At 48.1% G+C, this 24,966-nt stretch carries 15 protein-coding genes and 1 pseudogene; 10 read left to right on the top strand and 6 right to left on the bottom strand.

Annotation, left to right across the window (positions count from 1 at the left end; genetic code table 11):
- Positions 1 to 248 precede the first annotated feature (248 nt).
- Together ACTG2G_RS04535 and ACTG2G_RS04530 are read left to right on the top strand one after the other, a co-directional pair.
- Positions 249 to 4,475 (top strand): hypothetical protein, encoded by a 4,227-nt coding sequence (locus ACTG2G_RS04535; protein WP_439985215.1) that lies wholly within the window; start codon positions 249 to 251, stop codon positions 4,473 to 4,475.
- Positions 4,468 to 6,585 carry a hypothetical protein gene (locus ACTG2G_RS04530; RefSeq protein WP_042656015.1) on the top strand — a complete coding sequence of 706 codons (2,118 nt, stop codon included), beginning with the start codon at positions 4,468 to 4,470 and terminating at the stop codon, positions 6,583 to 6,585. The genes ACTG2G_RS04535 and ACTG2G_RS04530 overlap by 8 nt, the downstream gene beginning before the upstream one ends.
- A 542-nt stretch (positions 6,586 to 7,127) precedes the next feature.
- Here the strand turns inward: ACTG2G_RS04530 and ACTG2G_RS04525 are convergent.
- From ACTG2G_RS04525 to ACTG2G_RS04510, 4 genes are all read right to left on the bottom strand, one after another.
- Complete coding sequence (locus ACTG2G_RS04525) at positions 7,128 to 9,344, bottom strand: DEAD/DEAH box helicase (protein WP_338454087.1); 2,217 nt, start codon at positions 9,342 to 9,344, stop codon at positions 7,128 to 7,130.
- Positions 9,316 to 10,611, bottom strand: coding sequence for an ATP-binding protein (locus ACTG2G_RS04520; protein WP_075114266.1), 1,296 nt, complete (start codon positions 10,609 to 10,611; stop codon positions 9,316 to 9,318). The genes ACTG2G_RS04525 and ACTG2G_RS04520 overlap by 29 nt, the downstream gene beginning before the upstream one ends.
- Positions 10,604 to 13,369, bottom strand: coding sequence for a TerB N-terminal domain-containing protein (locus ACTG2G_RS04515; protein ID WP_338454088.1), 2,766 nt, complete (start codon positions 13,367 to 13,369; stop codon positions 10,604 to 10,606). Before ACTG2G_RS04515 ends, ACTG2G_RS04520 begins: the two co-directional genes overlap by 8 nt.
- A gap of 439 nt (positions 13,370 to 13,808) precedes the next feature.
- On the bottom strand, positions 13,809 to 14,945 hold the full coding sequence (locus ACTG2G_RS04510; RefSeq protein WP_429206128.1) for a Fic family protein: 1,137 nt from the start codon (positions 14,943 to 14,945) through the stop codon (positions 13,809 to 13,811).
- Positions 14,946 to 15,661: 716 nt separating this feature from the next.
- Between ACTG2G_RS04510 and ACTG2G_RS04505 the strand changes: the two genes are divergently transcribed.
- The 7 genes from ACTG2G_RS04505 to istB all read left to right on the top strand — a co-directional run bounded on the left by ACTG2G_RS04505 (position 15,662) and on the right by istB (position 22,781).
- Positions 15,662 to 16,672, top strand: coding sequence for a substrate-binding domain-containing protein (locus ACTG2G_RS04505; RefSeq protein WP_144716182.1), 1,011 nt, complete (start codon positions 15,662 to 15,664; stop codon positions 16,670 to 16,672).
- A 91-nt stretch (positions 16,673 to 16,763) separates the two neighbouring features.
- The gene (locus ACTG2G_RS04500) at positions 16,764 to 18,584 is read left to right on the top strand and encodes an alpha-galactosidase (protein WP_439985214.1); all 1,821 of its coding nucleotides are present in this window, start codon (positions 16,764 to 16,766) and stop codon (positions 18,582 to 18,584) included.
- Between the two features lie 38 nt (positions 18,585 to 18,622).
- Positions 18,623 to 19,710 (top strand): IS3 family transposase gene (locus ACTG2G_RS04495; protein WP_157161627.1). Its coding sequence is split into 2 segments (ribosomal slippage): positions 18,623 to 18,875 and positions 18,875 to 19,710, totalling 1,089 coding nucleotides; the frame shifts between segments, so codons are not numbered across the junction.
- A gap of 49 nt (positions 19,711 to 19,759) precedes the next feature.
- Positions 19,760 to 20,092, top strand: coding sequence for a GH36 C-terminal domain-containing protein (locus tag ACTG2G_RS04490; protein WP_439985213.1), 333 nt, complete (start codon positions 19,760 to 19,762; stop codon positions 20,090 to 20,092).
- Positions 20,093 to 20,146: 54 nt separating this feature from the next.
- A complete protein-coding gene (locus ACTG2G_RS04485; RefSeq protein WP_439985212.1) occupies positions 20,147 to 20,956 on the top strand; it encodes an oligosaccharide MFS transporter in 810 nt (269 codons plus the stop codon).
- A 44-nt stretch (positions 20,957 to 21,000) separates the two neighbouring features.
- The gene (istA, locus tag ACTG2G_RS04480) at positions 21,001 to 22,014 is read left to right on the top strand and encodes an IS21-like element ISAeme17 family transposase (RefSeq protein WP_069785377.1); all 1,014 of its coding nucleotides are present in this window, start codon (positions 21,001 to 21,003) and stop codon (positions 22,012 to 22,014) included.
- Positions 22,011 to 22,781 carry an IS21-like element ISAeme17 family helper ATPase IstB gene (gene istB / locus ACTG2G_RS04475; RefSeq protein ID WP_429203991.1) on the top strand — a complete coding sequence of 257 codons (771 nt, stop codon included), beginning with the start codon at positions 22,011 to 22,013 and terminating at the stop codon, positions 22,779 to 22,781. Before istA ends, istB begins: the two co-directional genes overlap by 4 nt.
- A gap of 77 nt (positions 22,782 to 22,858) precedes the next feature.
- On the opposite strand, the pseudogene ACTG2G_RS04470 reads toward istB, so the two are convergent.
- A pseudogene (locus ACTG2G_RS04470) lies at positions 22,859 to 22,951 on the bottom strand (IS5/IS1182 family transposase); the annotation flags it as partial.
- Between the two features lie 186 nt (positions 22,952 to 23,137).
- On the opposite strand from ACTG2G_RS04470, the gene ACTG2G_RS04465 reads away from it, so the two are divergent.
- Positions 23,138 to 24,268 (top strand): hypothetical protein, encoded by a 1,131-nt coding sequence (locus ACTG2G_RS04465; RefSeq protein WP_429203993.1) that lies wholly within the window; start codon positions 23,138 to 23,140, stop codon positions 24,266 to 24,268.
- 128 nt (positions 24,269 to 24,396) lie between these two features.
- Here the strand turns inward: ACTG2G_RS04465 and ACTG2G_RS04460 are convergent, their stop codons facing one another.
- Positions 24,397 to 24,849: an antitoxin Xre/MbcA/ParS toxin-binding domain-containing protein gene (locus ACTG2G_RS04460; protein WP_274461143.1), complete on the bottom strand. Its 453-nt coding sequence runs from the start codon at positions 24,847 to 24,849 to the stop codon at positions 24,397 to 24,399.
- Between the last annotated feature and the right edge of the window lie 117 nt (positions 24,850 to 24,966).

The following is a 24,966-nucleotide window of genomic DNA, read 5'->3' as shown; positions in this document are numbered from 1 at the left end:
CGCCGATCGTCTTTGAGCTGCGCTTGTGCGTTTCGAAGAGAAGCTGGGCGCAATCATAGGATACATGGTTAAGTTCCCCCGATAGATTAGCGGTGTTGAGCCATCCGTGTTTACAGATATATCTTGCTTGTAAGGTCTTCAGCCCCTTTGAACTACATTACCTGATTCACAAAAAATGATCATTGGAACTCATTTGGGTTTCCTTTGGAGTAGGATATAGTCAGCTTTTGTACCTGAGGTTGGATGCTATGGGATACGAAGATAAGGAGTCTAGGCCAGAATTTCCGGTGTTTGATGCCTTTGAAGCTGCTTTGGTGCGATGTATTCGCACCGGCCGACCAATCATCAAGTGGATCCATGAACCAACAGGTAGCGGTAAAACCTATTCCGCAGCCAAATTCGCCATAGACACAGTCATCGCATCCAATCCAGCAATTCCTATCTACATCGCACCAATCAAACGCCTGGTTGAAGATTTCGAGAAAGCTATCTCTGATGAGATGAAGAAAAGAGAGATCGTTGATATCCCAATCTATCGATTGTATGCGCGAAGCGATTTTGCGAACGACGAGGCTGCTCTGGATGATGTCCTACCATTCTGTAGAGATGCTAGGCAGGTACTTGATGGGAGCAATCCGATTGAAGAGGCGTTTCCTTCTGAGGTGGTAGATAGCTCCAGCAAATCTCGTAAGGGGAAGCTCCCTGGGGATTGGATCAAACAGGTTGAGAATTCTGTATATCAATACCAGCGATGTCGAGAATGGGTAAAAATTAGCCCTTTAGACACAGTTCTTTCCGAGCAAATGTCAGATGCGTTAAACCGGATATGGGCAGGGCTGACGTCCTTATGTTCTGAGATTATTCGGCGTGAGGTGCTGGGTAATTACAGATGTGGTTATATTAATAGACCTGCACTGAGAGTGATTTTGCATAAACTCATGCCTGTTAATTTATTTGTTCACAGGCCAGGAATTATCATTTCAACAGCAAGTAAATTTGTATCTCAAGCAAGAGAAGTTCAAAAGAAAATAAATAAGTTAGGTGGTGTGAAAGCTGTTTATCGTACCTATGATAGCTTTTTTGAGTGGGTGGCGTCTCGTGATGAACGATTTTGTCTCCTAGTTGATGAAGAAGAGGAGGTATACTCTTACATTTTTAATTCTCAGAAAAAAGAGTTAACGAATCGAGACGTTGATTTACATCGAGTAGTATATGCATTTTTCCATCACTTCGATCTTGGTAGCTTCGCCAATTATGCCGATACTGAAGGTGAGTATTTTGCCAGAAACCTTTTCGATTCTACCAGTCAGATTGTTGCTCAGCTGATAGACATAAAAATAGCAATGGAGGTTGGTAGTACAATATACGAGAAGATTGATTCCCTAGAAAAAATATCAAGCCTGTCAACGTTTAATAGATCGCAACTTAGAGTCTTGGTTGATGACTTTTTTGGTAAAAGCGATTTTCAGAATGAATTTAAAAATCTTAAACAAAAGTTACATATTCTCGAAAAAATAAAGAGATTTATTGTTGATGTGCATAGACCATGGCCATTAACAGAAACTGCTGAAACACCTTTTGATGTCTATCGGCGTTTACAAAGAGTTTTTCAGGACAAGAAACAAATTCTTGCGGGACGGCAAGTCATTAAGGAGCTAAGGACTGATCTCGAATATCTATTCTTCAATGAACAGCTAGAGTTATTTGACCATGCTGTACTTGAAAAAGTTCGCGTAGTGCCATCCATAGCTCATCGAAATCTTGAACTAGTAACTGTTGATACTCTTAAACAGGAATCGATATCAAAGCAGAAAGAGAGCTTTTCGCTTGGTGAGCTCCTTCGCTTCATCATGATGATGACCCGAATCCTATTGAATACACCAATTCCCGTTCAGGATGACAATAAATTTTCGAGAATCAGCGATGACCAGTGGAAGGTTTTATTTAGATATCGCCAGAAAATTGGTCACTGGGGTATTAGTCGAGATCACTTTCTAGAAGACTCTGTAACTGCCGATGATCCATTTTTATCTGAGGCTTTGGTTTTTCAGCAAAGTAAGTTTGCTCTGAGTCTTGTAGAAGACTTTGGGCGTAAAAATGAATACTCTACCGACCTTAGAATTATCTCCATAGCTGCGACAGTACTTCGTAAGACCCCTGAAAATTTATTACTTACTTTCCTTAGAACAAACGCTCCCGATAAAAATAGTATAATGCCTACCGGTAATCTGGTTTATCTAATGTCAGCAACAGGTGGAATGCAAGGCTGTTGGGGGGGATATAACTTGCCATACTTATCCCATCGATTGGGCTTGGCTGAGTCGGTATTGGAGAACGCTACAGAAAATGAAGTTCAATTCATGAAAGACTTCAGGCGTTATCGTACTTCAAAGCGGAAAATTCATGTGAGTGACTTTGATGCTGAGCGAGCTAGCTTGATAACTGGGATAAAACCAGGCTTTCTTTATAGCCGACTGGAGAAAGAGTTTCTGGATGAGTTTAATGCACGTAGCACAGATGGTCATGCCGAGAACAATCCACATAAATGTAACGAGATCCGTTATCTAACTGCGCTCCTATCTAGGCTTATATGTGGTCAGGAGCGGTCAGCAATGGTTTTTACGCAAACTGTTGAGAAGTTAAAGGGGATCCTGAACCGGATGGCTGCACGAGGTATTGGAGTTGAGGCATCAGGACAAACCAAGGGGCTTTATACCTTTGATCCACAAGTCTTTGGTGTTGCTTGTGATCCCATTCGCATCATCGCATATACTGCAAGTTTCGGTAAGGATACCCCTAAATTAATTAATAATGAGATTCTTATATTAGATGAAGCAGATGAAGCTGATGAAGATGTTGATGAGTCTCTGCTATCAACTCTTTTGGATGAAACTGGACACAAGATTTTTTTTGCGAGCAGTTTCCGCTCTGCTGCGCGAGGACTGAATTTGACGTTGAAGCACTCCGGTTTCGACAGAGCATCAGTTCAGGGTTGCAATCGGAAGGACTTTGACATCCTAATGGTTGCAATGTCTCCATATTATGATGGCTTATACCGAGCACCGGATGATGCCGCGACGTTGACTGAGCGCCTTCAGGCTATGTTGCAACACTTGTATCTTAATAATACCTTGGGAATGTACCGCTATCGTGATCTGCCCCAAGCCATTGCGGATGGTCGTGAAGAGGCGTTTCATCCGGAGTATTATCGGAAAATTGGGCGAGAGCTCATTCAAACGATTGGTAGGGTAGAACGTGTCGAGGGTATGCCTACAGTTCAGAAAATACTCCTTAATAAGGAAGTTGTACAAGAGTTGGTCCAGTTTTACAAAATGGAACCTCACTTTGCGACACGTCTCTCTGCCGGAAACTATGCTGTATTTCAACATATTGAAGCGGTCAAGCAAAGAACAGCCATGTTCCATACAGAGCACGATTGGACGTGTTATATAAAACATGAAATACAAAGTGGTGATTCATTTCTTGCCGCAAGTGCTTCGCTTTACCGCGGGTTTCGCAATAGCGAAAAGCGTGAGGTATGGGAAAAGATCAGAAATCCCATGATGTTTACTGATCCAATAGGATACTTGCATTCACTCGATCGTGGACCTGCCAGTATGCCGGCCGAAAGATGGATATCTTTTATTGGTTATGCATTTATCTCCAGAAAGAAAAGTGATCTATATCTAGTTTCAGCTAGCAAAGCTGTGGTTGCTATCTCTAATGCTGATGAGGCATTAGGAGAGGATGTTATTGACGCCGTCAATGGTAGATTGAGCTCATTGCCCATCATTACTGATTTGTATCACACCGATGGTCGAAGATATAAGCCAGAAGAGCAGCTGGTTCCAGCAGGTTTACGCAGTTCCCCTGATTTTATGGCGGCACTTCAAAAGACAGTGATTAATCTTGATTCGCTATTTGTTGATTGGGTTCCAAGACCACAATTCTTCATGGACTATGCGAAGGGTTACTTCGCTGAGTTAGTTTTTATCAACCTGATTTCGAGCCGTCCTTGGATCAAGACCATAGATGCAGCAAATCATCCAAGCGCTGGGGAAATTTTTGAGCGATTTGATGTGTTCATAGAAGGGAGGATGCAGATTTTGGCTATCGACTTAAAAAATTGGGGACGGCGTACAGATCGCCTTGTGGGGCGCAGACTACGAGACGCCGCTGCTAACAAAACTCTGATAGTTGAGAAGTCTTTGCAGATCCCGATAAAAGCACAGAGGATTGCTATCCGTGGGGCCAAAATCGTTGAACGGAAATTGGGTTCTAAAACAGTATTGCCTATCTACCTCAACTTATGTGGTGCCAGATCTAGTGGTCAGGAAACATTGGATGGCAAAATCGTACGTTTTTTCAACCTATTTGTCGCTGAACGTGATAGCGATGGCTGGACTAGATATGTCCTGAACCAAGACTTCATGACCTTAATTGACTCTATCTATAGGGATGATGCCAATGTTTGAACCGATTATGCCCGGAGCCAAGGCTCGAGCCTTGACGAATTTCATTGCACTAGAGGATTCTCCAGAACAAGCAGCACAGAAGATGCTTGGTTACCTTTCGACTCAACAGATACCATGGTGTCCTAGCGTTGTAACGCTAGATAACTTTCAAAAGAAGAATCCAGCACTGCTAATTAATAATTTAAAGAGAGAGATAGCTGCTAGCATTGGAAATGGCATTCGTGCAGAGTCAATACCTTTTTTTCAGAGTAAAAAGAACAAGCAATGGCACTACTACTATCTCCATCCTGGACATACAAATAGGATGGTAACTGATTCTCAGAATATAGATGCAGATGTTACTCTCCGACTCGGTATGATTGCTGCCCTGCTGGGTGAGATAGAGTTTGGGGCTCGTAAGCCACATGCTTTTATGATTGGTCCTTATATCTACGTCGGAGCGCGTTGCTTTTCGACTAAGAAGGGCGTTTCAATTATTGAGGCCTTCCGTCTTGATTTGGCTTTTTTACATGGACAACTTCAGGTCCTGCTAGTTGCTCAAGCGTTTAAGAACGAAGATAGTGCTGTCATATCTGGTGACTTAACCTCGCCAGGGGAAGAGGATTTGGGGCTGACACTTTCACTTATACAGGCTGAGCGATTAAAAAAATTGGATGGTCGTAAGAACAAGTTACCGGACATTACTTTCAACGATAAGGATATTCGTCGCTCAAGAATGTATCTCTTTAATCGCCTCACTGAGTTTTTCAGCGATATATTCACCAAGGCTGGAATATTGCATTCTAGGGTGGTATTTGAACCTACACATGTCACTTCGGAACCTCACCTAAAGCTTGACGCTATCAGGAAGGTATCGCGTGAACTGACGATCATCAACAATACTGATACTCAACTCTCGCAAACAGATCAATCGAATATCATAGAGGCTCTTTCTTTAGATAATGTGCAGTTTGATGCATTCAAGTTTTACAATGATGGCCGAACAGCAGACTCTGCGGCCTGGGTGGAAGAGTTGAGTACGCAAGATGCTTGGCTTGTACTCAATAAGGCCAGTAATGACGACAATGACAGTAGTATCCGGGTCGAGGAGGACTCACTCAAGCGTCCGTGGGATGCCTATCATGCACTATCCAACCAAATGGCATCAAAAGAAGATGTCGATGCTTACACATGGGCTAAGTTTTCAAAACTGTACAGACGAGGTGGTGGGTCCGCAGCGGTCAATATTCCGGTCATGCAGGGGATAGACATCACGGCCGGGAATGCTATAGACATCGCTGGCAAGAAAGATGCCTTACGCAGATGTGCTGTCGAGCTTGCAATAAAACACTGTTTTGCTATCGGTTCCATCCCGCTTTCGCCTCTTACTCCAGAAGGAAAATATACTCTGGTATTTATAGACAAAGTTTTTCTTCAAGAAAGCGGGGAGTTTCGAAAGCCACTGGAATATCTCGCATCTGCGAGGGTCATTGTTACTGATGGGCAGTTGAGCATTGTAGACAGTGATTTTTACCCCGAAGTCGGGTTAGAGCAGAAAGAAACGTTGCGACGACGATTCCCATTCATCAAAAACTTTCAGGGGGATAGCATGTATGTCATCGACGAGTCGTCGGGCCGCTACTTGCGACGATTCTCTGGAAGCTTCATTCCCAAGATTATCCTTAACAGTCGCTATCAATCTATAGATACTGCTCTTGCAACTATCGCTGATGAAGGTGGTTTACTCAAGGGGTACTATAGTCGCTCCCGAGATAGTGCATTGCTTCCTTTTTATTTAACACCTGCTGAAAAGGTTGCAGAGAATGTCAGATGGCGAGACACTTCATTTATTGAAGATAATGGGATATTTATTCGCTACTTTGTGCCCCCACAGCTTGCTGTACAATCTGCTTTTGGCTTCTCAAATTTGCATGACTTGATGGTGTTTGCACCAATAAAAACAGGAAATAGTGGCCTGGTTCAGTACTCTGTGGTTGAAGCTGACTTGCTTGATGAGCCACTGATACGTCTTTATCTTTCGACACTAACAACTGGCATCCTGCGCCTCAGGGAGAACAGCAAGTCATCGCTGTTGGAAAAGGTTGCTAGCTTGGCTGGCATGGATACCTAAAGGTATGGGGAGATGATGAGTGGCCTTGGTTTGCAGATCTTGGCCACTTTTTGTTCTCTTGCAACAAAGCATTACCATCTCCTTTGTCCTGCATACAATCTAAGCGGTGTCAGGCAACTATGATGGGTATTAATGTCCATACAAGTCCTAGCACTTATTTAATGAGCCAACCTGAGTATTTCTCCACCCAACATCGGGAAGTGATTTCATGTGCTGCTGCGTATGACTGAGTTGCTAACCAGAAAGAGATTGATTATATAAACAACAGCTCTCTGGTTTTAAGGGGAAGGAGTGGCCAAATAATTCTCGCAAAGCGAGGAAAGACCATATTGTTATAGATTTATTCTGTCAGCTAAATAACTGATCCTAATAGTGCTACATCTTGCCGGCAGACTTGTGGCGTAAGGGATTTTTGCAATCTGACGGCAACACCTGAAGTGACAAGGCTCAGCGACGATGTGTGCTCCATGTCACCTGTAGAAGCGGTACGAGTACCGTGATCTACTATTCGGAAAAACTATTTAGCCAGTTCAGTAGCAAACTTATTTTCCATGCATGAGTATGACCTTCTTACAGATTCCTAATGCACCTTCCAGATCTAACCTAAGTGAGGAGAATGATTTACGCAAAAGCCTATCAGGAAGTGCCCAATCCCACTTTTCTCTATTTAAGTTTTGGACTCCGTTTAGTAGATTTGTCGATAGTATATGTGAGTCATTAATGCTGGCCATAATATTCAGCATTTTTTCTTTGGTACAATTAATTAAGATGTAAATGCCTTCATTAACAGCATCAATATCATTTTTTTGCATCAACAGAACAAACGCATCATGCGCAATATCACTGGACCATGGGAATAGCTGCACGGCATTACTGCCCACTTCAATCAATGTGGTCGAGTCAAGTTCATAGCGTTTAAAGTTTTCTCTCGCTTCGGCCAGTAGTTCTTGTGCTTTGGCATCAAGAAATGGAACATCAAAGCCACCAGCAAGCACATTGCGCATTTCTCCTCTGACTCTTTCGTGTACAGAGGCCAAGCAGTTATCGAAGACAGGAGGAGTCCCACCTTTTGAGGGGGCCACCAGTATAAATTTCTTTTTTTCATTGACTTGGAGAACTTGCCAGCGGCGACCGGCAAAAATGATCTTCTGGCCTGTAATCAGAGGTCTGCTTATCGGGATCAACCCAACCTGAGTAGAGGCGCAGATAAGTCGGTATTCCTCATCACTGACAAATGATGCGTAGAATTCGTGATTGTTAACGAGTTTTTCGCCTACTTCACCGTGCAGCAGCAAACCTGATGAGTCCTGTTGTATCAATTTCAAGCTGCCCATCTGCTTGAGAAGCCCAATAAAGTCATCAGATGTGAATCCTTCAAAAGGCGCACCAGGGGAGAGTAGACTATGCCAAAGGTCTCTGGCCATGATGCCGCCGCGCTCACTGATAACAGAAAGGATCTGTTGAACTAGAGTTGAGGCGTGCAAGCCACCAGCAAGGGGAGGCTCAAACCAACCACCGATCAGTAGCCTGACCATGGCGATAGTTTGGATCAGGTCCTCACGTAGTGAATCTGAGATACTTGTATTGGGGGAGAGTTCGCGCTCGATGATGTAGCCGCGAAGGATTGCGGATTCTCCCTTACGGCGTCCGGACCTACCAAGACGTTGCCGCAATGAAGACACCGCAGGTGGTCGACCGATTTGGCAAATACTTTTAACGGAGCCAATGTCGATCCCGAGCTCCAACGTACTGGTGCAAATCGCTGTCGCTGGCACATCACCCGACTTCAAAGCCTGTTCCGTTTCTTCACGATATGTTTTCGACAAACTGCCGTGGTGTGCCCAGAACTGGTTTGGGACCTTATCTTGTTCGCAAAGGCGACGTAAACGGTCTGTGTACTTTTCAACGTTCGATCTGGAGTTGGGAAATACCAGGTTGTTTGACCCGCGGAGTACACGATACAAGTCGTTACTGATGGCTACATAGGGAGATGTTGGGTCGTCTTCATCTCGTTCTTCGTCTGGTTCCGTTTTACCTTCGAGATAGCCTTTGATGAGGACCTTTAGCTCCTGGCCACCATCCTTTGACTCGATGAGCTGGACGCTATCAGGTAGGGAAGGGCGCAAGAATTTTGCCGCGAGCGACATATCCCCGAGAGTAGCAGAGAGCCCAACGCGGGGGACCTGACGACCGATGGCCAGCTCAACACGATGCATCAGGGATTGGATCTGTTTTCCTCGCTCAAAGCCGATGAAGGCATGCAGCTCATCAATCACGATGTACTTGATGTTGGCCATCATCCCAGGGATGGATGACCCCCGATTCACAAAGAGGGCCTCCAGGGATTCAGGGGTGATCAACAACACCCCATTGGGACTCTTCAAGAACTTCTGCTTCTTGCTGTAGGCGATATCACCATGCCAGCCAGTAACAGGGATCTCCAACGAGTCACAGAGCTCGTTGAGCCGTCCCCATTGATCATTGATCAGCGCTTTGAGAGGACTGATGTATAGAACCGTAGCGGGCTCGGGGCTGTTCAGTAGCACCGTGAATATCGGCAAGAAGGCAGCTTCAGTTTTACCCGCAGCAGTGGCAGCAGCGATGATCACGTCTGTATCTGCCCCCAATAATGCCGGTATCGCCCGCTCTTGCGCATCACGAAGAGAGGTCCACCCCTTTTGCCACACCCAGCGCCGGATCCGCTCATCCAGCCGTTCAAAATGTCGGGAGTCAGAGCTGGAACGAGGTGAATTCATCATCGGGCTCCACTGCCAATTCTAACTCCGCTCCCTGATCAGATTTGATGTCAGTAAAGCCAATGAGCTCTTTCCAGTTTGCATCAGGGTTCTGCTCTAGGACGGCCAGCAGGTTCACAAAGGCGGTGATCGTCGTTCTGGGGGTTCTGAAATAGCTTTCCCCCAACCGGCTCTCACAATGGGCCATAAATGCCGGTAACGCTTCGTCTGGCAATGTGTAACGGGTTTCATCACCACAGGCATAGACATGCCGCAACTTCTCAAGGAGAACATAGAAATCCTCAGGGGTCAGGCTTGAGAGGCGCAGTACTGGCCCTGAGTAATCCACCAGCCCATCCTGAGCAAAGCTGTTCTCGGCCAAACGGGATTGCAGGGCTGAATAGCTGAAGAGGCCGCGTCGGGTGTCCATCAAAAACTCGGGAGTGCCGCCAAGGATGAACCCGAGCCCGACCGACGTCCCTTGCAAGGAGTCATTGAGGATCCGCAGGATTTGTTCGTAGTTGGAGTTGCGAGCCTGGGTGTTGGCAAGCTTATAGAGGTTCACCATCTCATCAAGGCATACCAGCAAGCCTGAATAGCCTGCCAGCTGAACGAAACGGGCCATCAGCTTGAGCTGATCATACATGGTGGCATCATCAACGATGGTCCGGACACCCAGCGCTATGCGGGCATCGGTCTTGGTTGAGAATTCGCCCCGAAGCCATCTGATGGCGTCATGCTTCAGCTGGTCATTTCCATCTTGGAACCCTTTGCAGTAGGCGGCAATCACCTCGGCAAAGTCATAGCCATTGACCATCTCGGCTAGATCTTCCAGCTTCTTCCGGATGACCGCTTCAGGTTGTGAGCCATTCGCCTTGGCTTCATTTTTCGCCTGAGCGATGAACTTCTCCACTACACCCGCAAGTGCACCGCCATCAGGTTTCGTGCGGGTGGACATATTCTTGGCGAGCTCAGAATAGAGGGAACGCGCTTGGCCGCCGCTGGCATGCAGTCGGCGATCGGGATTGAGATCGGCGTGAACGGTAACAAGCTGCTTCTCAAGCGCGATTGCTCGCACAAGGTTGAGAAGGAAGGTTTTACCGGCACCATACTCCCCGACAACGATCCTGAATGATGAACCTGTATCGGCAACGCGATTGATGTCTGTCATGAAGGCGTCAATTTCGTTTTTGCGGCCAACTTGGATGAGATGCTGACCCACCTTGGGCACGACACCCGCTCTTAAGGATTGGATGACGGCGTCACGCTCTTTTGGCCTGATTTTACTCATGAGGAATTTGCTCCAGAAGGTCAGTGTTCAATTCAATGGTGTCATCACCCTCGATCAGCATTTCATCAAAGTGATCGAGCATGGCTTCATTAATTTGTTCAAGTGCACCATCGAGCATCAGGCCCATGGTGTTGGCAAGTGCAGACAAATCATCACGAGCCCATTCCGGACGGGCAAGCAGAGCCCTGAGGAATTGGCTTAGGTCATCATCAAGGCCAAATAGAGAACGAGTGTCCCCAAGGGTTGTCGGCTCGTCCGCTTGATCTGATGACGCTTCTGTCTTGGCCTGTTGTGGCTGGTAGATATCATCATGTTCACCATCATTCTCTGTAAACACGGATGCAAGCATTGCAGTGACTTGAGAGGTCTCCTGTTTGAGCTGTGCCACCCGAGCCATATCCAAACTGGAGGCACTGCCAGTAGCCTTGGTCACGCTGCCAGATTTGCTCGTTGATACGATCCTGGCCTCATTTGAATGGAGGTCTGAGTAGACCTGTTTCACATCCAAAGAGATCAGCTTATACAGCTGCTCCAGTACCTTCACTTTGGCTGGGGTGATCGAGTTGTCAGCTTTCACAAAGGCGACGAGCAGCTTGCCGACTAATGCCTTTTGTTCACCATCCAAGGCATCGATGGCTTTCTTTACGATCGACAGGGTAGGAGGTGCCTGAGTGCCCAGTAGCGCTTTTGCGATCAGTCGAACTGATTGAGAGTGGGTCAGGAAGTTCATTGAACCGATCTGCTCCTTGAGGAAAGCGATCGTGACTTCCGATTTATCTTCGTCGGTATTCAGGACAACACAGGCCAGATCTACAAATGCGGACACAGTATCCACACTGCTCTGATTTTTGTTCAGCGTCTCTTGCGGATTTATCGGATAGATGACAACAGGCTCGTCTCCCTTCGGGCGCTTATTGCTTCCCTCTGGGTGAGGCTCGATGCTCATATGGTGGTGAGCCAAGATGTTAGCCAAACCTTCATACTGCGCTTTATTGAGGCCTCCCGTGCTGTTGATGTTGATACGCGCTGCAAGGTCAGACCAAGGCAGGAGCATGGCATCAACACCAACAACCTCTGCCAGCGTCACGAACGTTTGTTTCATGGCTGTTGGCCAATACTGATATGGCAGATGAAGCAAAGCTTCCAAGGTGTTTTCTGCCCCAACATTTCTCCCTAGATACCGGCTATATGGCTCAAGCAAGGAGGTGCAAAGGTCAACAACCTTACTCAGCTTTTTGATGTATGGCTGCGAGAAGGAGACATCAGATAGATTGGTGACGCAGCGCTCAATGAATTGGCTGACGGCATAAGAAGACGGCGCATAGGAAACCTCGACACGGGATTTGAGCTCTTTCAGTTTGATGCCATCGCCATACTCCCGTTTATAGGTGTCGATGAACATAGCCTTGAAGATATCAAAGCAGCGCTGCGCGGGGGTCCGTAAGGAAATTGTCGGGGTACAGGTCGCCCAGAGCAAAGCCCAATCGGCAGGAACCGGCTTGCCGTCTCTAACCAGTTGCCCGAGGCAGATTTTCAGCGAAATAGGGACGTGGTAGCTGAGCGGATCGGCCTCTTGTGCGGGGAAAAGGTAATATTCCTTGCTGATGTTCTTCGCCATCCCATATTCGAGAAAATTGGTGGCATATCTTGTGAAAGAGGGGTGCGCCGAATAGATGGTCACCAATCTGGCTATTTCGGCAAGAATAAATGGCATCTCTCTTTTGGCTAGCTCGTCTCTTTTGGCATCAATAAAATACCGGCGCTCAAGGCCATAGAAAAAGATGAAAACAAACCCAATTGCGACGTCGGGGTCTTTGCGCCCATTCGCAATCCATTGCAAATATCTTTTCTTGGCGTCGGCAGTGAGATTTTTATAGCTCGGATAATATCCATGCAGAGGAAGATCTGAGGGCGCATCTTTGATGGTAACAAGGGCTTGTGGATCGATAAGTGATGGCTCTTCAAAGAGGCCTCCATCCAGCCTGGTGTTGCCGACATAAAACATACCGCCGCTAATTTTGAGACCAGCAAGAGTGATCTCTTCACCTGGGGACATCCAGCGGCCAACCATGCAGGGCCCCGCAGGCATTAGCTCAGAAGAGGTGAAGAGTACGTTTTGCTCAGAAGGCACAACGGATGGGCTGCGTTCTCTGAATGAAAAAGATATGCTGAACTCGGGCGCGGGTAGTTCCGTATCGTTATCTGTCAGGGACAAAACAGTAAAAACATCGTCATCAAAATCAAGGGAGGCTGGTGGCGCATCAATAGCTGGATCTGGCTTTGTCTTGGCAAAAGAGTTTGCATCCAAGGTCGTGGGCTCAAAAGGGGTTGATACTCCAGAAATCATGAGGTCAGAGGCCGATACCTTGATCAGATCTTCAGTGTTTGGATTCGGTTGTTGGTGTGGTAACGCCTCTGGTTGCATCTTTGTATCCGCGTTGGCTATAGCTTTCGAATGACTGGGGGCATGTGATGGCGTGAAAGCTGCCCTCGGCGGCTCTCGATGCACTGGTGAAGTGTGCTTAGTTGGATGAGGTGTGGCTGTAACTGTTGGTTTTTCTGGTTTTTCTGGTTTGTCGGTGGTTTTTTTGTAACGGTATGTGAAAAAAAGAAATAAAACGCAGAATGCACCCACCCAAAATTGCCAAGGAACCGCTTTAATAGCTTCAATTATCTTGATAGTAATAAAGATGACGATGGCAAGTATAATTAGATAAAAATCTCCAAGTTTCTTTGATGTCCGCCTTTTCCTTGCCATTTATTCTCTCCAAACAGTAATGCTTCAGCTAAGTAAAATCACTAAATTAAATAGCTACCTTAAAGTGTGATGTGCCTAATGATAAAGTTCACGTATACACGAGTAAAGGTTCTATCACCTGAAGATGTTCACTCTGTGAGGATAGATTAGTGATTTCTTACGGGACCCTTAGGATAGCTTGAACAGCAAAATGAGAAGTATTTTCATCATGTGCTCGAGTGATCTTGCAAAATAGAGCGAACTCTGCTTGCTCTTTCGGTGTGATGAATAAAGATGCGGGGCGTTCTTGCCCAAATCGATGCTTCGGGATGGAACTAACTGAGAAGGCGAGAATCCGATCGGCACTCCCCCCCTACAAGTTAGCATTCATGGACAAGGTGCAAGTGTCTGGCTCTATGGGGCAAATCCAGTAATCACCCACCTCATATTATAAATTGGCTTACTTTTCAGGTGTCAATTTGAGCCGATATCGTGTGTTTCTGCCTCCACCAGGCTCTTTTTCTAGGCAGTTTTTTTCCAGTAGATCAGTAAGATGGCGCGTGGCTGTAGATTTGCTCACCTGAGCAATAATTTGATACTGACTGGCACTAATGCTCTGCAAACAGCGATCATCATCACTGCCTATCAAATAGTTCAGGATCATTACCTGTTCAGGGCACAATTGGTCATTAGCGTGTTGCTGCCAGAAACGTTGCCGGGCCAGAGTTTGGGTGCATGATTGTTGTGCCTGTTCCAGCGTGACGTTGAGTGTGTCCAAAAACCAAACCAGCCAAGGGGTGATATCCAGACCACCTCTCTGGGTCTGCTCCAGAGCGCGATAGTAATCAGCTCGACGCTCAAAAATCACTGTCGAAATTGCATACAGACTGATGCTCTGGTTGTCGGCCTGAGAGAGTGCTAGATCGGTGAGGGCTCGGGTAATCCGTCCGTTACCGTCATCAAACGGATGTAACGTGACAAACCAAAGATGACAGATGGCGGCTCGCAGTAATGGGTCTAGGCAGGGATCATCGAGACTAGTTCTGAACCAGTCGATGAAAGTGGCCAATGCCTGCCCTAGTCCCTCACGTGGTGGGGCCTCGAAATGCACGATCAGTCGATCTCGCGCACCGGATATAACCTGCATCGGCTCATCACCACGCAGCTGGCCAACACGTATCTGATGCGATCTCCGGTCATCTGCGGGAAAAAGCCAGCGATGCCATTGCAGCAGGCGTTCAAGCGTTAACTGCTCATCGCTGCTAATTGCATCCACAATCATCGCGGCCAGTCCCTCGGATCTAACTGAGGTAGGGTAGGGGGACTGCTCCACTATCCCGAGGCGACATGCCAGAGATGCACGTAACGACTGAGAGTTCAGTTGTTGATTCTCGATAGCCGAGGACGCGACGACATTGGCCAGCAGCGTATCTAGGGCATGTGTCTGATGCGCCAGTGTTGTGTTGTGAGCTGATAAGTGAAGGCCCTGGAGCAACCCCAGATTACGGTGCACTTGGCGTAGCTTTGGCAGTAACTGCCGGTCTTGCCAGCAAAAATGAGGCCAGTTCTCGTGTTGCCAGATCCAGTCTGCTGCCATCGATAACCTCGTTGATTATGTGTCGCGGGCAAGCAGTGCAATGCCAAAAATGAGCCGAATTGACACCTTATTCGGCTCACGGTATGAACCGATAATAGCCCTCATTCGGCTCATTCCACAACTCACAGCGCTGCTTGACAACTGGCTGGGAACACGATTGATAGGCCAGGATTGCTTGACCAATTCCGTAAAACAGTTACCTGTGCGGTGACTGGTTCAAGGCATCGGATCTCGGCTTGTAAAGACTGACTCTTCGTGCAGTTATTCAGCAGGGACAGCCTACTGCTTGATCCATGCATGCAGGCTGTGGTTGGATACCCCGGTTTATCGTGCAACGGTAGTCACCGACCACACGTACTCTATGACTTGTTTAATCGCTTCGATTCTGATTGTTTCCGGATAAGGCTGGCGGATCATACATCACCAATAGTTGCCTCATTCAAGGCTGTGAGGTTTCTAGAGTACTAGGGGCGATTCAGGGATACCTCCACTGATACCGGCAAACTCCGCTAACATCGGTGCAATATGGTAGAGTGGTATATCGAATTGCTAATGAAGTTTCTCGGATTTTCAATTAGATATGAATTATAGGTGAGAGTTTTTCCAGCCTTTACGAAGCTAGCTTTCTGTCTTCACTACCCACGGAAACTATGGCGTGACAAGAACGAACATCTGAGAACACAGCCAAGAGCGATTAGTTAACAGCAGGAGAAGATATGTCACTTAAGGCTATTGCTGCCGAACTCGGAATTTCTGTCACCACTGTCAGCCGAGCGCTTGGTGGGTTTTCTGATGTCTCGGCAGAGACCCGTATGCGTGTGGAGATGGAGGCACAACGTCGGGGTTACCGTCCAAACACCCAAGCAAGACGACTTAAAACTGGGAAAATTGATGCGGTTGGCTTTGTGTTTCCTGAACATGCCGTACCATTTAACAGCAGTGTGTTCATGGATATGGTCAGTTGTATAAGCCGTGAACTGGCCAAGCATGATATCGACTTACTGCTGATAGCTGATGATGAGGGGGCTGACAGTCACAGCTATATGCGTTTGGTCAAAAGCCGCCGGGTTGATGCTCTTATTGTGGCTCACACGTTGGACAACGATCCGCGCCTGATACACCTTCTTGAGGCTGGCATACCGTTTCTAGCTCTCGGAAAAGTGTTGTCCGGTCTTCCCTGTGCTTGGTTTGACTTTGATAACCATGCGGGCACATGGCATGCCACGCAGCATCTCATTGCACTTGGGCATCAGCGAATTGCATTACTTAGTGAGGATAGTTCCCGGGCCTATGTCATGGCTCGACGCCAAGGTTGGCGAGATGCCCTAAGTCTACATAGCTTGCCTGAGACTTGGCTACGTTTAATTACCCCTACACGACGCGCTGGTTACCAAGCTGTGAACGAGCTAATGTCACTTCCACTTCCCCCTACCGCCATTATTACCGATAGCGACTTGAGTGGTGACGGTGCAGCCACATCGCTGTTGCTTTCTGACCATCTATATGGAGAGCATGCAGTCTCTCTAGTTGTCTACGACGGTTTGCCACAGGACAGTATCATAGAATTGGATGTGGCAGCCGTTCTTCAGTCAACAAGAGAGCGTGTCGGCCGTCAGGTTGCTGACATGATACGTAAACTCATCACAGATGTTTCTCCGGAAACGCTGCAAGTGCTCTGGCAGCCGGATTTTAATCCGGGTAAAACAGCCCTTCCCCCTTCGTCTTAGTTTTAACCAGATCACACATCCGAAACGTTTCGGTTGATTGCCGAAACGTTTCGGATCAACAGTAGGACATACTCGAAAACGGAGATGTCTTATGGAACCGACGTACCGCAGGCTGAGCAGCCCCCACTCAAACCTGATTATTAAAACTCACCCTTATGCAGAGATAGTTTGGTGGGGATCCGCTCTGCAACACTTTAATCAAGATGACTGTATTAGCCTCGAAAGACCGGTTGCGAATGGTCGTCTAGATATAGACACGCCGTTGACGTTAATGGCTGAGAACGGACTAGGACTTTTTGGCTCTCCAGGGCTGGAGGGACACCGAAATGGTCTCGATGCATCGCCAGTGTTCAGAACCGTCAGAGTCGAGCAGATCGGAGAAGTGCTCACTCTGACGAGTGAGGATCCGGTGGCGGGCCTACGGATGGTGAGTGAGTTGATACTGACATCTTCAGGCGTACTGAAAATGCGGCATGCCCTAACTAACCTCCGTGAAGGGGATTGGCAGGTTAACCGTTTCGCGATCACTTTACCTGTGGCTGAGCGAGCGGGAGAAGTGATGGCCTTTCATGGACGCTGGACACGCGAGTTTCAACCGCACCGGGTCCGACTAACACATGATGGTTTTGTCTTAGAAAACCGCCGGGGCAGAACGTCCCATGAGCATTTTCCAGCGCTGATTGCAGGTACTCCTGGCTTTTCTGAACAGCAAGGTGAGGTGTGGGCTGCACATCTGGGCTGGAGCGGAAACCATCGCATGAAATGTGAGGTCAAAACTGACGGGCGACGTTACCTTCAGGCGGAAGCCTTATGGATGCCTGGAGAGAAAGCACTTAAGCAGGATGAAACCCTGTATACCCCTTGGTTGTACGCCTGCCATTCCCCTGATGGTCTCAACGGCATGAGCCAGCAATATCACCGTTTTTTGCGTGATGAAATCATTCACTTCCCTGATCAGAAACCTCGTCTGGTGCACCTCAACACTTGGGAAGGTATTTATTTTGACCACAACCCTGACTACATCGCGCAGATGGCTGAGCGCGCAGCAGCACTTGGTGTCGAGCGATTCATTATCGACGATGGCTGGTTCAAAGGGCGCAATGATGATCATGCAGCCCTAGGTGACTGGTATCTAGATGAACAGAAATATCCAGATGGGCTAATGCCAGTGATTAATCATGTGAAATCTCTTGGCATGGAGTTTGGAATTTGGCTAGAACCCGAAATGATCAATCCAGACTCTGACCTCTTTCGCCTGCATCCCGATTGGGTGCTATCAATGCCGGGCTATACACAACCAACCGGAAGACACCAGTACGTTCTCAACCTGAATATTCCCGAAGCTTTTACATACATTTATGAACGTTTTTTATGGCTACTGGGCGAACATCCTGTTGACTATGTGAAGTGGGACATGAACCGTGAACTTGTCCAAGCGGGGCATGAAGGTCGTGCAGCGGTAGATGCACAGACCAGACAGTTTTACCGGCTATTGGACCTTTTGAGAAAACGTTTCCCCCAAGTTGAGTTTGAATCCTGTGCTTCTGGTGGCGGGCGTATCGACTTTGAGGTACTTGCTCGCACACATCGTTTTTGGGCTTCTGATAACAATGATGCCTTAGAGAGATGCACCATACAGCGTGGGATGAGTTACTTCTTCCCTCCGGAGGTTATGGGAGCACACATTGGTAGCCACCGTTGCCATGCCACCTTCCGGCAACACAGCATTGCTTTTCGCGGCTTGACGGCTCTTTTTGGGCATATGGGCCTAGAGCTGGACCCGGTGACCGCAAGTGAAGACGAATCTGCTGGTTACTGTCGATATGCTGCGCTCTACAAAAAATGGCGTCAGCTTATTCACACCGGCACGTTGTGGCGGGGTAATCCCCCCGAAAAACTGAGGTGCTCATAAGTAGAATTTTCCCGTACCTTGATACCCGGAGGTTCTACATGAAAACATCACGCTTCAGCGATGCCCAGATCATCGCCATTCTTAACCAGGCCGAGGCTGGCTCCCCCGTTCCAGAGCTCTGCCGCGAACATGGCATCAGCTCCGCCACCTTCTACAAGTGGCGCTCTAAATACGGCGGAATGGATGCCTCCCTCATGGCTCGCCTCAAAGAGCTGGAGGACGAGAACCGCCGCCTCAAGAAGATGTACGCCGAGGAGCGCCTCAAAGCCGAGATCATCGCTGAGGCCATGGCAAAAAAGTGGTGACGCCATCTGCCCGCCGGGAGATGGCAACCAGGGCCGTAGCGGATTACGCCATCTCCATCCGCCGGGCTTGCCAGGTGTTCAAGGTCAGTGAGGGCTGCTATCGCTATCAGCCGGTGCTGGCCGATGAAAATCAGGAGATTGCCGATTGGCTGCTGCGCCTCACCGCTAATCAGCGTAATTGGGGTTTTGGACTGTGCTTTCTGTACCTGCGTAACGTCAAAGGCTTTGGCTGGAACCACAAGCGGGTGTACCGGATTTATCGCGCCCTTGAACTTAATCTGAGGATAAAGCCGCGAAAACGGCTGGTACGGGCCAAACCGGAGCCGCTGGCGGTCCCTGAAAAACCCAATCACTGCTGGTCGATGGACTTCATGCATGACCAGCTCGGTGATGGCCGTTCGGTGCGGCTGTTTAATGTGATCGACGACTTCAACCGCGAAGCACTGTGCATCGAGGTGGATTTCTCCTTGCCTGCCACACGGGTCAAACGGGCGCTGGAGCAAGTGATCGCGTGGCGGGGAAAGCCGGTGGAGATCCGCTGCGATAATGGCCCGGAATATATCAGCGAGGAGCTCAAGCGCTGGGCTCAGCAGGAAGGGATAGCGCTACGGTATATCCAGCCGGGCAATCCCCAACAGAACGCGTATATCGAGCGGTTTAACCGCACGGTACGTTACGACTGGCTGGGTCATTACCTGTTTGAGTCACTGAATGAATTGCAGGCATTTGCCACAAACTGGTTGTGGACGTATAACCATGAGCGGCCCAATATGGCGCTGGGTGGCTACACACCAAAACAGCGCCTAATGCAGGCCGCATGACCTCTACTTTTGAGTGCCCCTAAGAATGGGGGGAATACCGCGGGTTGATATGCCAGACGTTGCAACTCAGGTTCAAGGCGTCGTGAGCTCAGATCAAACGCAGGCGCTTTTTCTCGTGAGTCAGCTCGCGATGCCTGATAACACCTTGCCAGGAACCCTGCGTATCCCGGGGTTGGAAGCGCAGGCCCGTTATCGCCTCCACGTTGTTGATCATCCCGATCTTCAACTGGTTGGTGAGGGGGGGCATACCATGCGTAGGTTGCCAGAATGGATGTGCCAGAACACCGAGGTTTGCGGAGAATGGCTAGCACTGGCTGGTATTCAGCTTCCCATACTGGATCCGGAAAGCGCCATGCTAATAGCTCTTGAGCGTTTGGCATAATAAGACCTGGGCCGGTCTCGGCCCTTTCTATTCTATCCCGAGAGGATAAAAATAATGAATGCGCCTAGTACTCATAAGAAAAAGGATTTCTGGATTTTCGGCCTGTTCTTTTTTCTCTACTTTTTCATTATGGCAACCTGTTTTCCATTTCTACCTGTTTGGTTGTCTGACGTTGTTGGATTAAGTAAAACAGATACCGGAATTGTTTTTTCATGCTTGTCATTGTTTGCCATTAGTTTCCAGCCTCTGCTGGGGATTATCTCAGATCGTCTTGGCCTAAAAAAACATCTGATGTGGCTCATTAGCCTGCTTCTGGTACTGTTCGCCCCTTTCTTTCTGTACGTGTTTGCACCGCTCTTGCGGTTTAGCATCTGGGCTGGAGCTCTGAGTGGTGGATTATATATCGGATTTGTTTTTTCAGCTGGGGCCGGTGCTATTGAGGCATATATTGAACGCGTCAGCCGCAGCAGCGGGTTTGAATACGGTAAGGCTAGGATGTTTGGTTGTCTAGGATGGGCTCTCTGTGCCACCACGGCAGGACTACTATTCAACATCGATCCATCCCTAGTGTTCTGGATGGGTTCAGGCTGCGCGTTACTGTTGGTCCTTTTATTGGCGTTGGCGCGTCCGGGAACCAATCAGACGGCGATGGTTATGAATGCGTTGGGAGCGAACTCTCCAGTTATTTCCGGCAAAATGGTATTTAGTTTATTTCGTATGCGTCAGATGTGGATGTTTATGCTCTACATGATAGTGGTGGCCTGCGTTTATGACGTGTTTGACCAGCAGTTTGCTACATTCTTCCGATCCTTTTTTGATACGTGTCACCGCCGATGTAAAAATGACCCACTAACGCCGGAGTAAAGTTGACCCACCTGGGCCAAGATCGTGGCTTTTGAGCCACGCCCATGTTGACCCAGGAGTTATCAGTGGAAATCAGAGTGTTGGCCCGTCAGGGCATGAGCATCCGGGCTATCGCCCAGCAATTGCGGGTGTCCCGTAACACGGTTCGTAAGTATCTGCGCAACCCGGGCCTGCCAATCTATCCCAGCCGAGCTGCCCGACCAACCAAGCTCGATCCTTTTAAACCCTATCTGCAAGCGCGTATCCAGGCAGCGAAGCCACACTGGATCCCGGCGACGGTTCTGCTCAGGGAACTGCGAGAGCATGGTTACACTGGCGGGCTCTCCCAGCTCAAGGCCTGGTTATCTCCTCTGCGCCATGACGCCTCTGGCACTGTCGTCCGTTTTGAAACGGCCCCCGGTAAACAGATGCAGGTCGATTTCACCATTATCCGCCGCGGCAATCGGCCTCTGAAGGCCTTTGTTGCTACCCTGGGATTTAGTCGCGCCAGCTATGTCCGTTTCTTCGATCACGAACGTAATGATGCCTGGTTGACCGGACTGCGTGAGGCTTGTCATTTCTTCGGTGGGGTCCCGCAGGAGGTGCTATTTGATAATGCCAGTACCATCATCCGCGAACGGGATGCCTATGGTGAAGGTGACCATCGTTGGCATCCGGCCCTGCTCGCCTTGGCCGAAGAGTTCGGTTTTCGCCCCCGCGTCTGCCGTCCCTACCGGGCCCAGACCAAAGGCAAGGTCGAGCGCTTCAATGGCTACCTCAAGCGCAGTTTTGTCACACCACTGGCAGCCACCCTCAAGCAGGCAGGACTGGCGCTAGATGTGTCAACCGCCAATGCCCATATAGGCCCCTGGTTGCAAGACATCGCCAACCAGCGTAGCCATGGCACTACCGGTGAAGTCCCGGCTATCCGATTGCAACAAGAGCTGCCTCATTTTCTACCCCTGCCACAGGCGCTACCCGTTAGTCCCGGCACCACGGCCACTGCGCGCCCCATGCCGCTGGAGAGCTTGCAGCATCCGCTATCGGTATACCAAGACCTGCTGGAGGTGAACGTATGAACTTGCAGCATGAACGCCTGATGGCCCTGAGTCAGGCGCTGCGCCTGGAAGGGATTGCTGCCCAGTGGTCAGCACTAGCTCAGAAGGCTGCCAACGAGGAGGCGAGCTTCGCCGATTATCTGGAGTGGTTGCTGCACGCAGAGCAGACCTTGAGGACCGAGCGCACCCGCCAGACCTTGCTCAAACTGGCCACTTTACCCGTGGTCAAAACGCTGGAGCAGTACGACTTCGGCTTTGCCAGTGGCGCACCTCGCAGCCAGTTGCAGGAGTTAGCCAGTCTGGCCTTTATCGAGCGTAGGGAAAACATAGTGCTGCTGGGCCCAAGCGGAGTGGGCAAGACGCATCTTGCCATCGCACTGGCCTATCGGGCTCTGATGGCTGGCATCAAGACCAGATTTATCAGCGCAGCAGACCTGATGTTGCAGCTTCAAGCAGCTCAACGACAGGAGCGGCTTAATGCCTACTTCAGCCGTGTCGTGATGGGGCCGCGTTTACTGGTGATCGATGAGATAGGCTACTTGCCGTTTGGGCGTGAGGAAGCAAACCTGTTTTTCAATGTGATCGCCAAACGTTATGAGAAAGGGAGCCTGATCTTGACGAGCAATCTGCCCTTTAGCCAGTGGGCCAGCACCTTTGCCGATGATCAGACACTGACGGCAGCTATGCTCGATAGGCTGTTACATCATGCACACATCGTTCAGATCAGCGGTGAAAGCTATCGTTTGAAAGAGAAACGCAAAGCGGGGGCCACACCCAAAACCAATTAACCCCATGTCCGGGTGGATCACTTTTCAATCGGCGAAATTAGCCAGAGTGGATCAGTTTTCGGTCAGCGTTGACAGTATAGTCCCTGAGTAGCCCGCATAGTGAGGTTGAAAATCCCCTTATCCATCAGGAAAGTGACGATGATCTGATCGGTGTAGAACTGGCTACGCCCGTAGTCCATGATTCTCTTGGACTGTTCTGTCAATTCGGATATGATTTGTCGCGGCTGACCAGCCAGACTTTCGCACGAGTCAAAATGGTTACTACTCTCAAGCCACATGATCTCAACCTCAAATCCTCACCTTGGATGGATTAAACGTGCGATGTATACCCCAGGGTAGGACTAGGAGATTGGATCATGACCATCAAAGCGTTCGTCCACACAACCCAACTTGAGCTCAAAGATGTACTAGGCATCTCCCTCAAACGTAGTCATATCTACGAGATGATTGCTGCGGCCTATGGCTACAGTACTTACGCGTCATTGCAAGCTGATGCGATTCTGCTCAGTAATACGAAATGGCAGGTTGCGTTGGATGTAAGTGCAATTGAGGCTAGAGCTAATATTCTGGGTATTAGTATTCCTGAGCTTATCGCTCAGAAGTTGGCCACATTGTTAGTGCAAGATGGTATTATAAGCCTACGCGTAAAAGAGATTTTGAGGAATCGCCTAAACGACGATTACATTACTCAGCTTTATATTAAGAGTAATCAACTTCCTCCTAATTCGACTACTGCTAGCCGCTTTAGCTCCTCAGACCATTATGCTGGGGAATTAATGAGTATGTTTAAACAGAATGAATTTAATTCGCCATTAGTACACCAGGGATTGATCCAGTTAAGTGCATTTGCAGACCGAAATGCCTCGTCATTTACCGATTTTGAACTTCATCAAAAATTGTACAGAATAGCCAGTGGCTTTAATGGCGCTGATATTAATGCATTAGTTGACACAGATAAAGAACGATACATTTATTGGTATCATCACTTGAAAAAAGCTGCAATGTCATTTGATATGGATGCTGTTTTCGAGTTGGCATCACATGGACTTGATTCCTCTTTATACATTGGCTATATGGGCGGCAGTAAACGTAGTGAATCTATTGCAATCGAATGTGAAACTCGTGGCATGGTGGTGAATGCTTATTATTGGTGGATTGTTAGTGCAATCAATGGTTCTGTTGACGCAATATATAAGCTGGTTAGTGATTATGATAAGGAAGACTCATTCCGGTGTTGGGTATGGATATTTCTTGCTAAAGAGTTAGGGTTTGATTTACTGACGTCGACAGATACAACTACAAGTTATGATATGCACAGTGGCGATGAAAGTTATACTTTCTCATTGCCAGGTAAAATTCTTCCTGCATTGACTCCCCCTGACGTGGATACAAGTATATCCAATATGGCTCAACAGTTAGCATATAAGTTGTATGCTCAATATTTAGAAGATGACATTTTTTTTGAAGAGTATGCTCATAATGAGTAATAATGATTTTTATAGATGTTTTTACGGAATGCAAGGGGGGACACCCCCTTTAATTATAATAAGTCTGGATCTTTTCTCGCAACGCGAGGAAAGACTAAAATTATGGCAGCCAGATGTGTTGTCTTATATTAGTAGACACCATGTTCAATTCGTCCTACTAAGTCTACCACTGCTTGAACTCCTACTGATGTACTCAACAGTTCAGCTGGCATTTTCCCGCCAAGTCCCTTAGCTGGTTGATGTAGCCATGCTATGGATTTGGTATTATCATTTTCATTTAGGGAGCGAGCCGCATCCAGAGCCAATATAACACCATAAACCCTAGAACCTTGTTGAATAGTCAGAGGTGTATTTGTTCTGAGTTTACGTGAAATAGTATTCTTGCTAATGCCGGTGAGGCGGCATATCGTGCCAACATCTGTCATAACCATTTTTGCGAGCTGAGGAATAGTCTCTGGTGCTACGCCAGCAACAATCCATAGGTGAACTCTCAATAGCTCGCTCGGAATGTTAAGGGCATGTGCAAGTGATCTACTTATGGTGATGTGAGGACTCATACCATCGTCTGCATAGGTTATCACGTAGCTCTCCTATTTCTATGAGCGATTCTACACCAAGATTTCACCTAGAATAGTTTTGTCGTCTAGAGTGGCAGTCACAGTCAATACAATGTGTCGGTCTGCAAATCTCCATATCTT

The sequence above is a fragment of the Aeromonas sp. 55A genome, from assembly GCF_051919665.1.
GTDB classification, from domain to species: domain Bacteria; phylum Pseudomonadota; class Gammaproteobacteria; order Enterobacterales; family Aeromonadaceae; genus Aeromonas; species Aeromonas veronii.
The sequence above is the reverse complement of the archived record's forward strand: the minus strand, read 5'-3'. Positions and strand labels throughout refer to the sequence as shown.

Bases quoted from the DNA above. Each gene is read 5' to 3' on its own strand.
- istA (WP_069785377.1), top strand. From the start codon at position 21,001: ATGTTGACCCAGGAGTTATCAGTGGAAATCAGAGTGTTGGCCCGTCAG.
- ACTG2G_RS04510 (WP_429206128.1), bottom strand. From the start codon at position 14,945: ATGGCAGCAGACTGGATCTGGCAACACGAGAACTGGCCTCATTTTTGC.
- ACTG2G_RS04520 (WP_075114266.1), bottom strand. From the start codon at position 10,611: ATGAGTAAAATCAGGCCAAAAGAGCGTGACGCCGTCATCCAATCCTTA.
- ACTG2G_RS04500 (WP_439985214.1), top strand. From the start codon at position 16,764: ATGGAACCGACGTACCGCAGGCTGAGCAGCCCCCACTCAAACCTGATT.
- ACTG2G_RS04515 (WP_338454088.1), bottom strand. From the start codon at position 13,369: ATGGCAAGGAAAAGGCGGACATCAAAGAAACTTGGAGATTTTTATCTA.
- ACTG2G_RS04505 (WP_144716182.1), top strand. From the start codon at position 15,662: ATGTCACTTAAGGCTATTGCTGCCGAACTCGGAATTTCTGTCACCACT.
- ACTG2G_RS04525 (WP_338454087.1), bottom strand. From the start codon at position 9,344: ATGATGAATTCACCTCGTTCCAGCTCTGACTCCCGACATTTTGAACGG.
- ACTG2G_RS04490 (WP_439985213.1), top strand. From the start codon at position 19,760: ATGCCAGACGTTGCAACTCAGGTTCAAGGCGTCGTGAGCTCAGATCAA.
- ACTG2G_RS04465 (WP_429203993.1), top strand. From the start codon at position 23,138: ATGACCATCAAAGCGTTCGTCCACACAACCCAACTTGAGCTCAAAGAT.
- ACTG2G_RS04485 (WP_439985212.1), top strand. From the start codon at position 20,147: ATGAATGCGCCTAGTACTCATAAGAAAAAGGATTTCTGGATTTTCGGC.
- ACTG2G_RS04530 (WP_042656015.1), top strand. From the start codon at position 4,468: ATGTTTGAACCGATTATGCCCGGAGCCAAGGCTCGAGCCTTGACGAAT.
- ACTG2G_RS04535 (WP_439985215.1), top strand. From the start codon at position 249: ATGGGATACGAAGATAAGGAGTCTAGGCCAGAATTTCCGGTGTTTGAT.
- istB (WP_429203991.1), top strand. From the start codon at position 22,011: ATGAACTTGCAGCATGAACGCCTGATGGCCCTGAGTCAGGCGCTGCGC.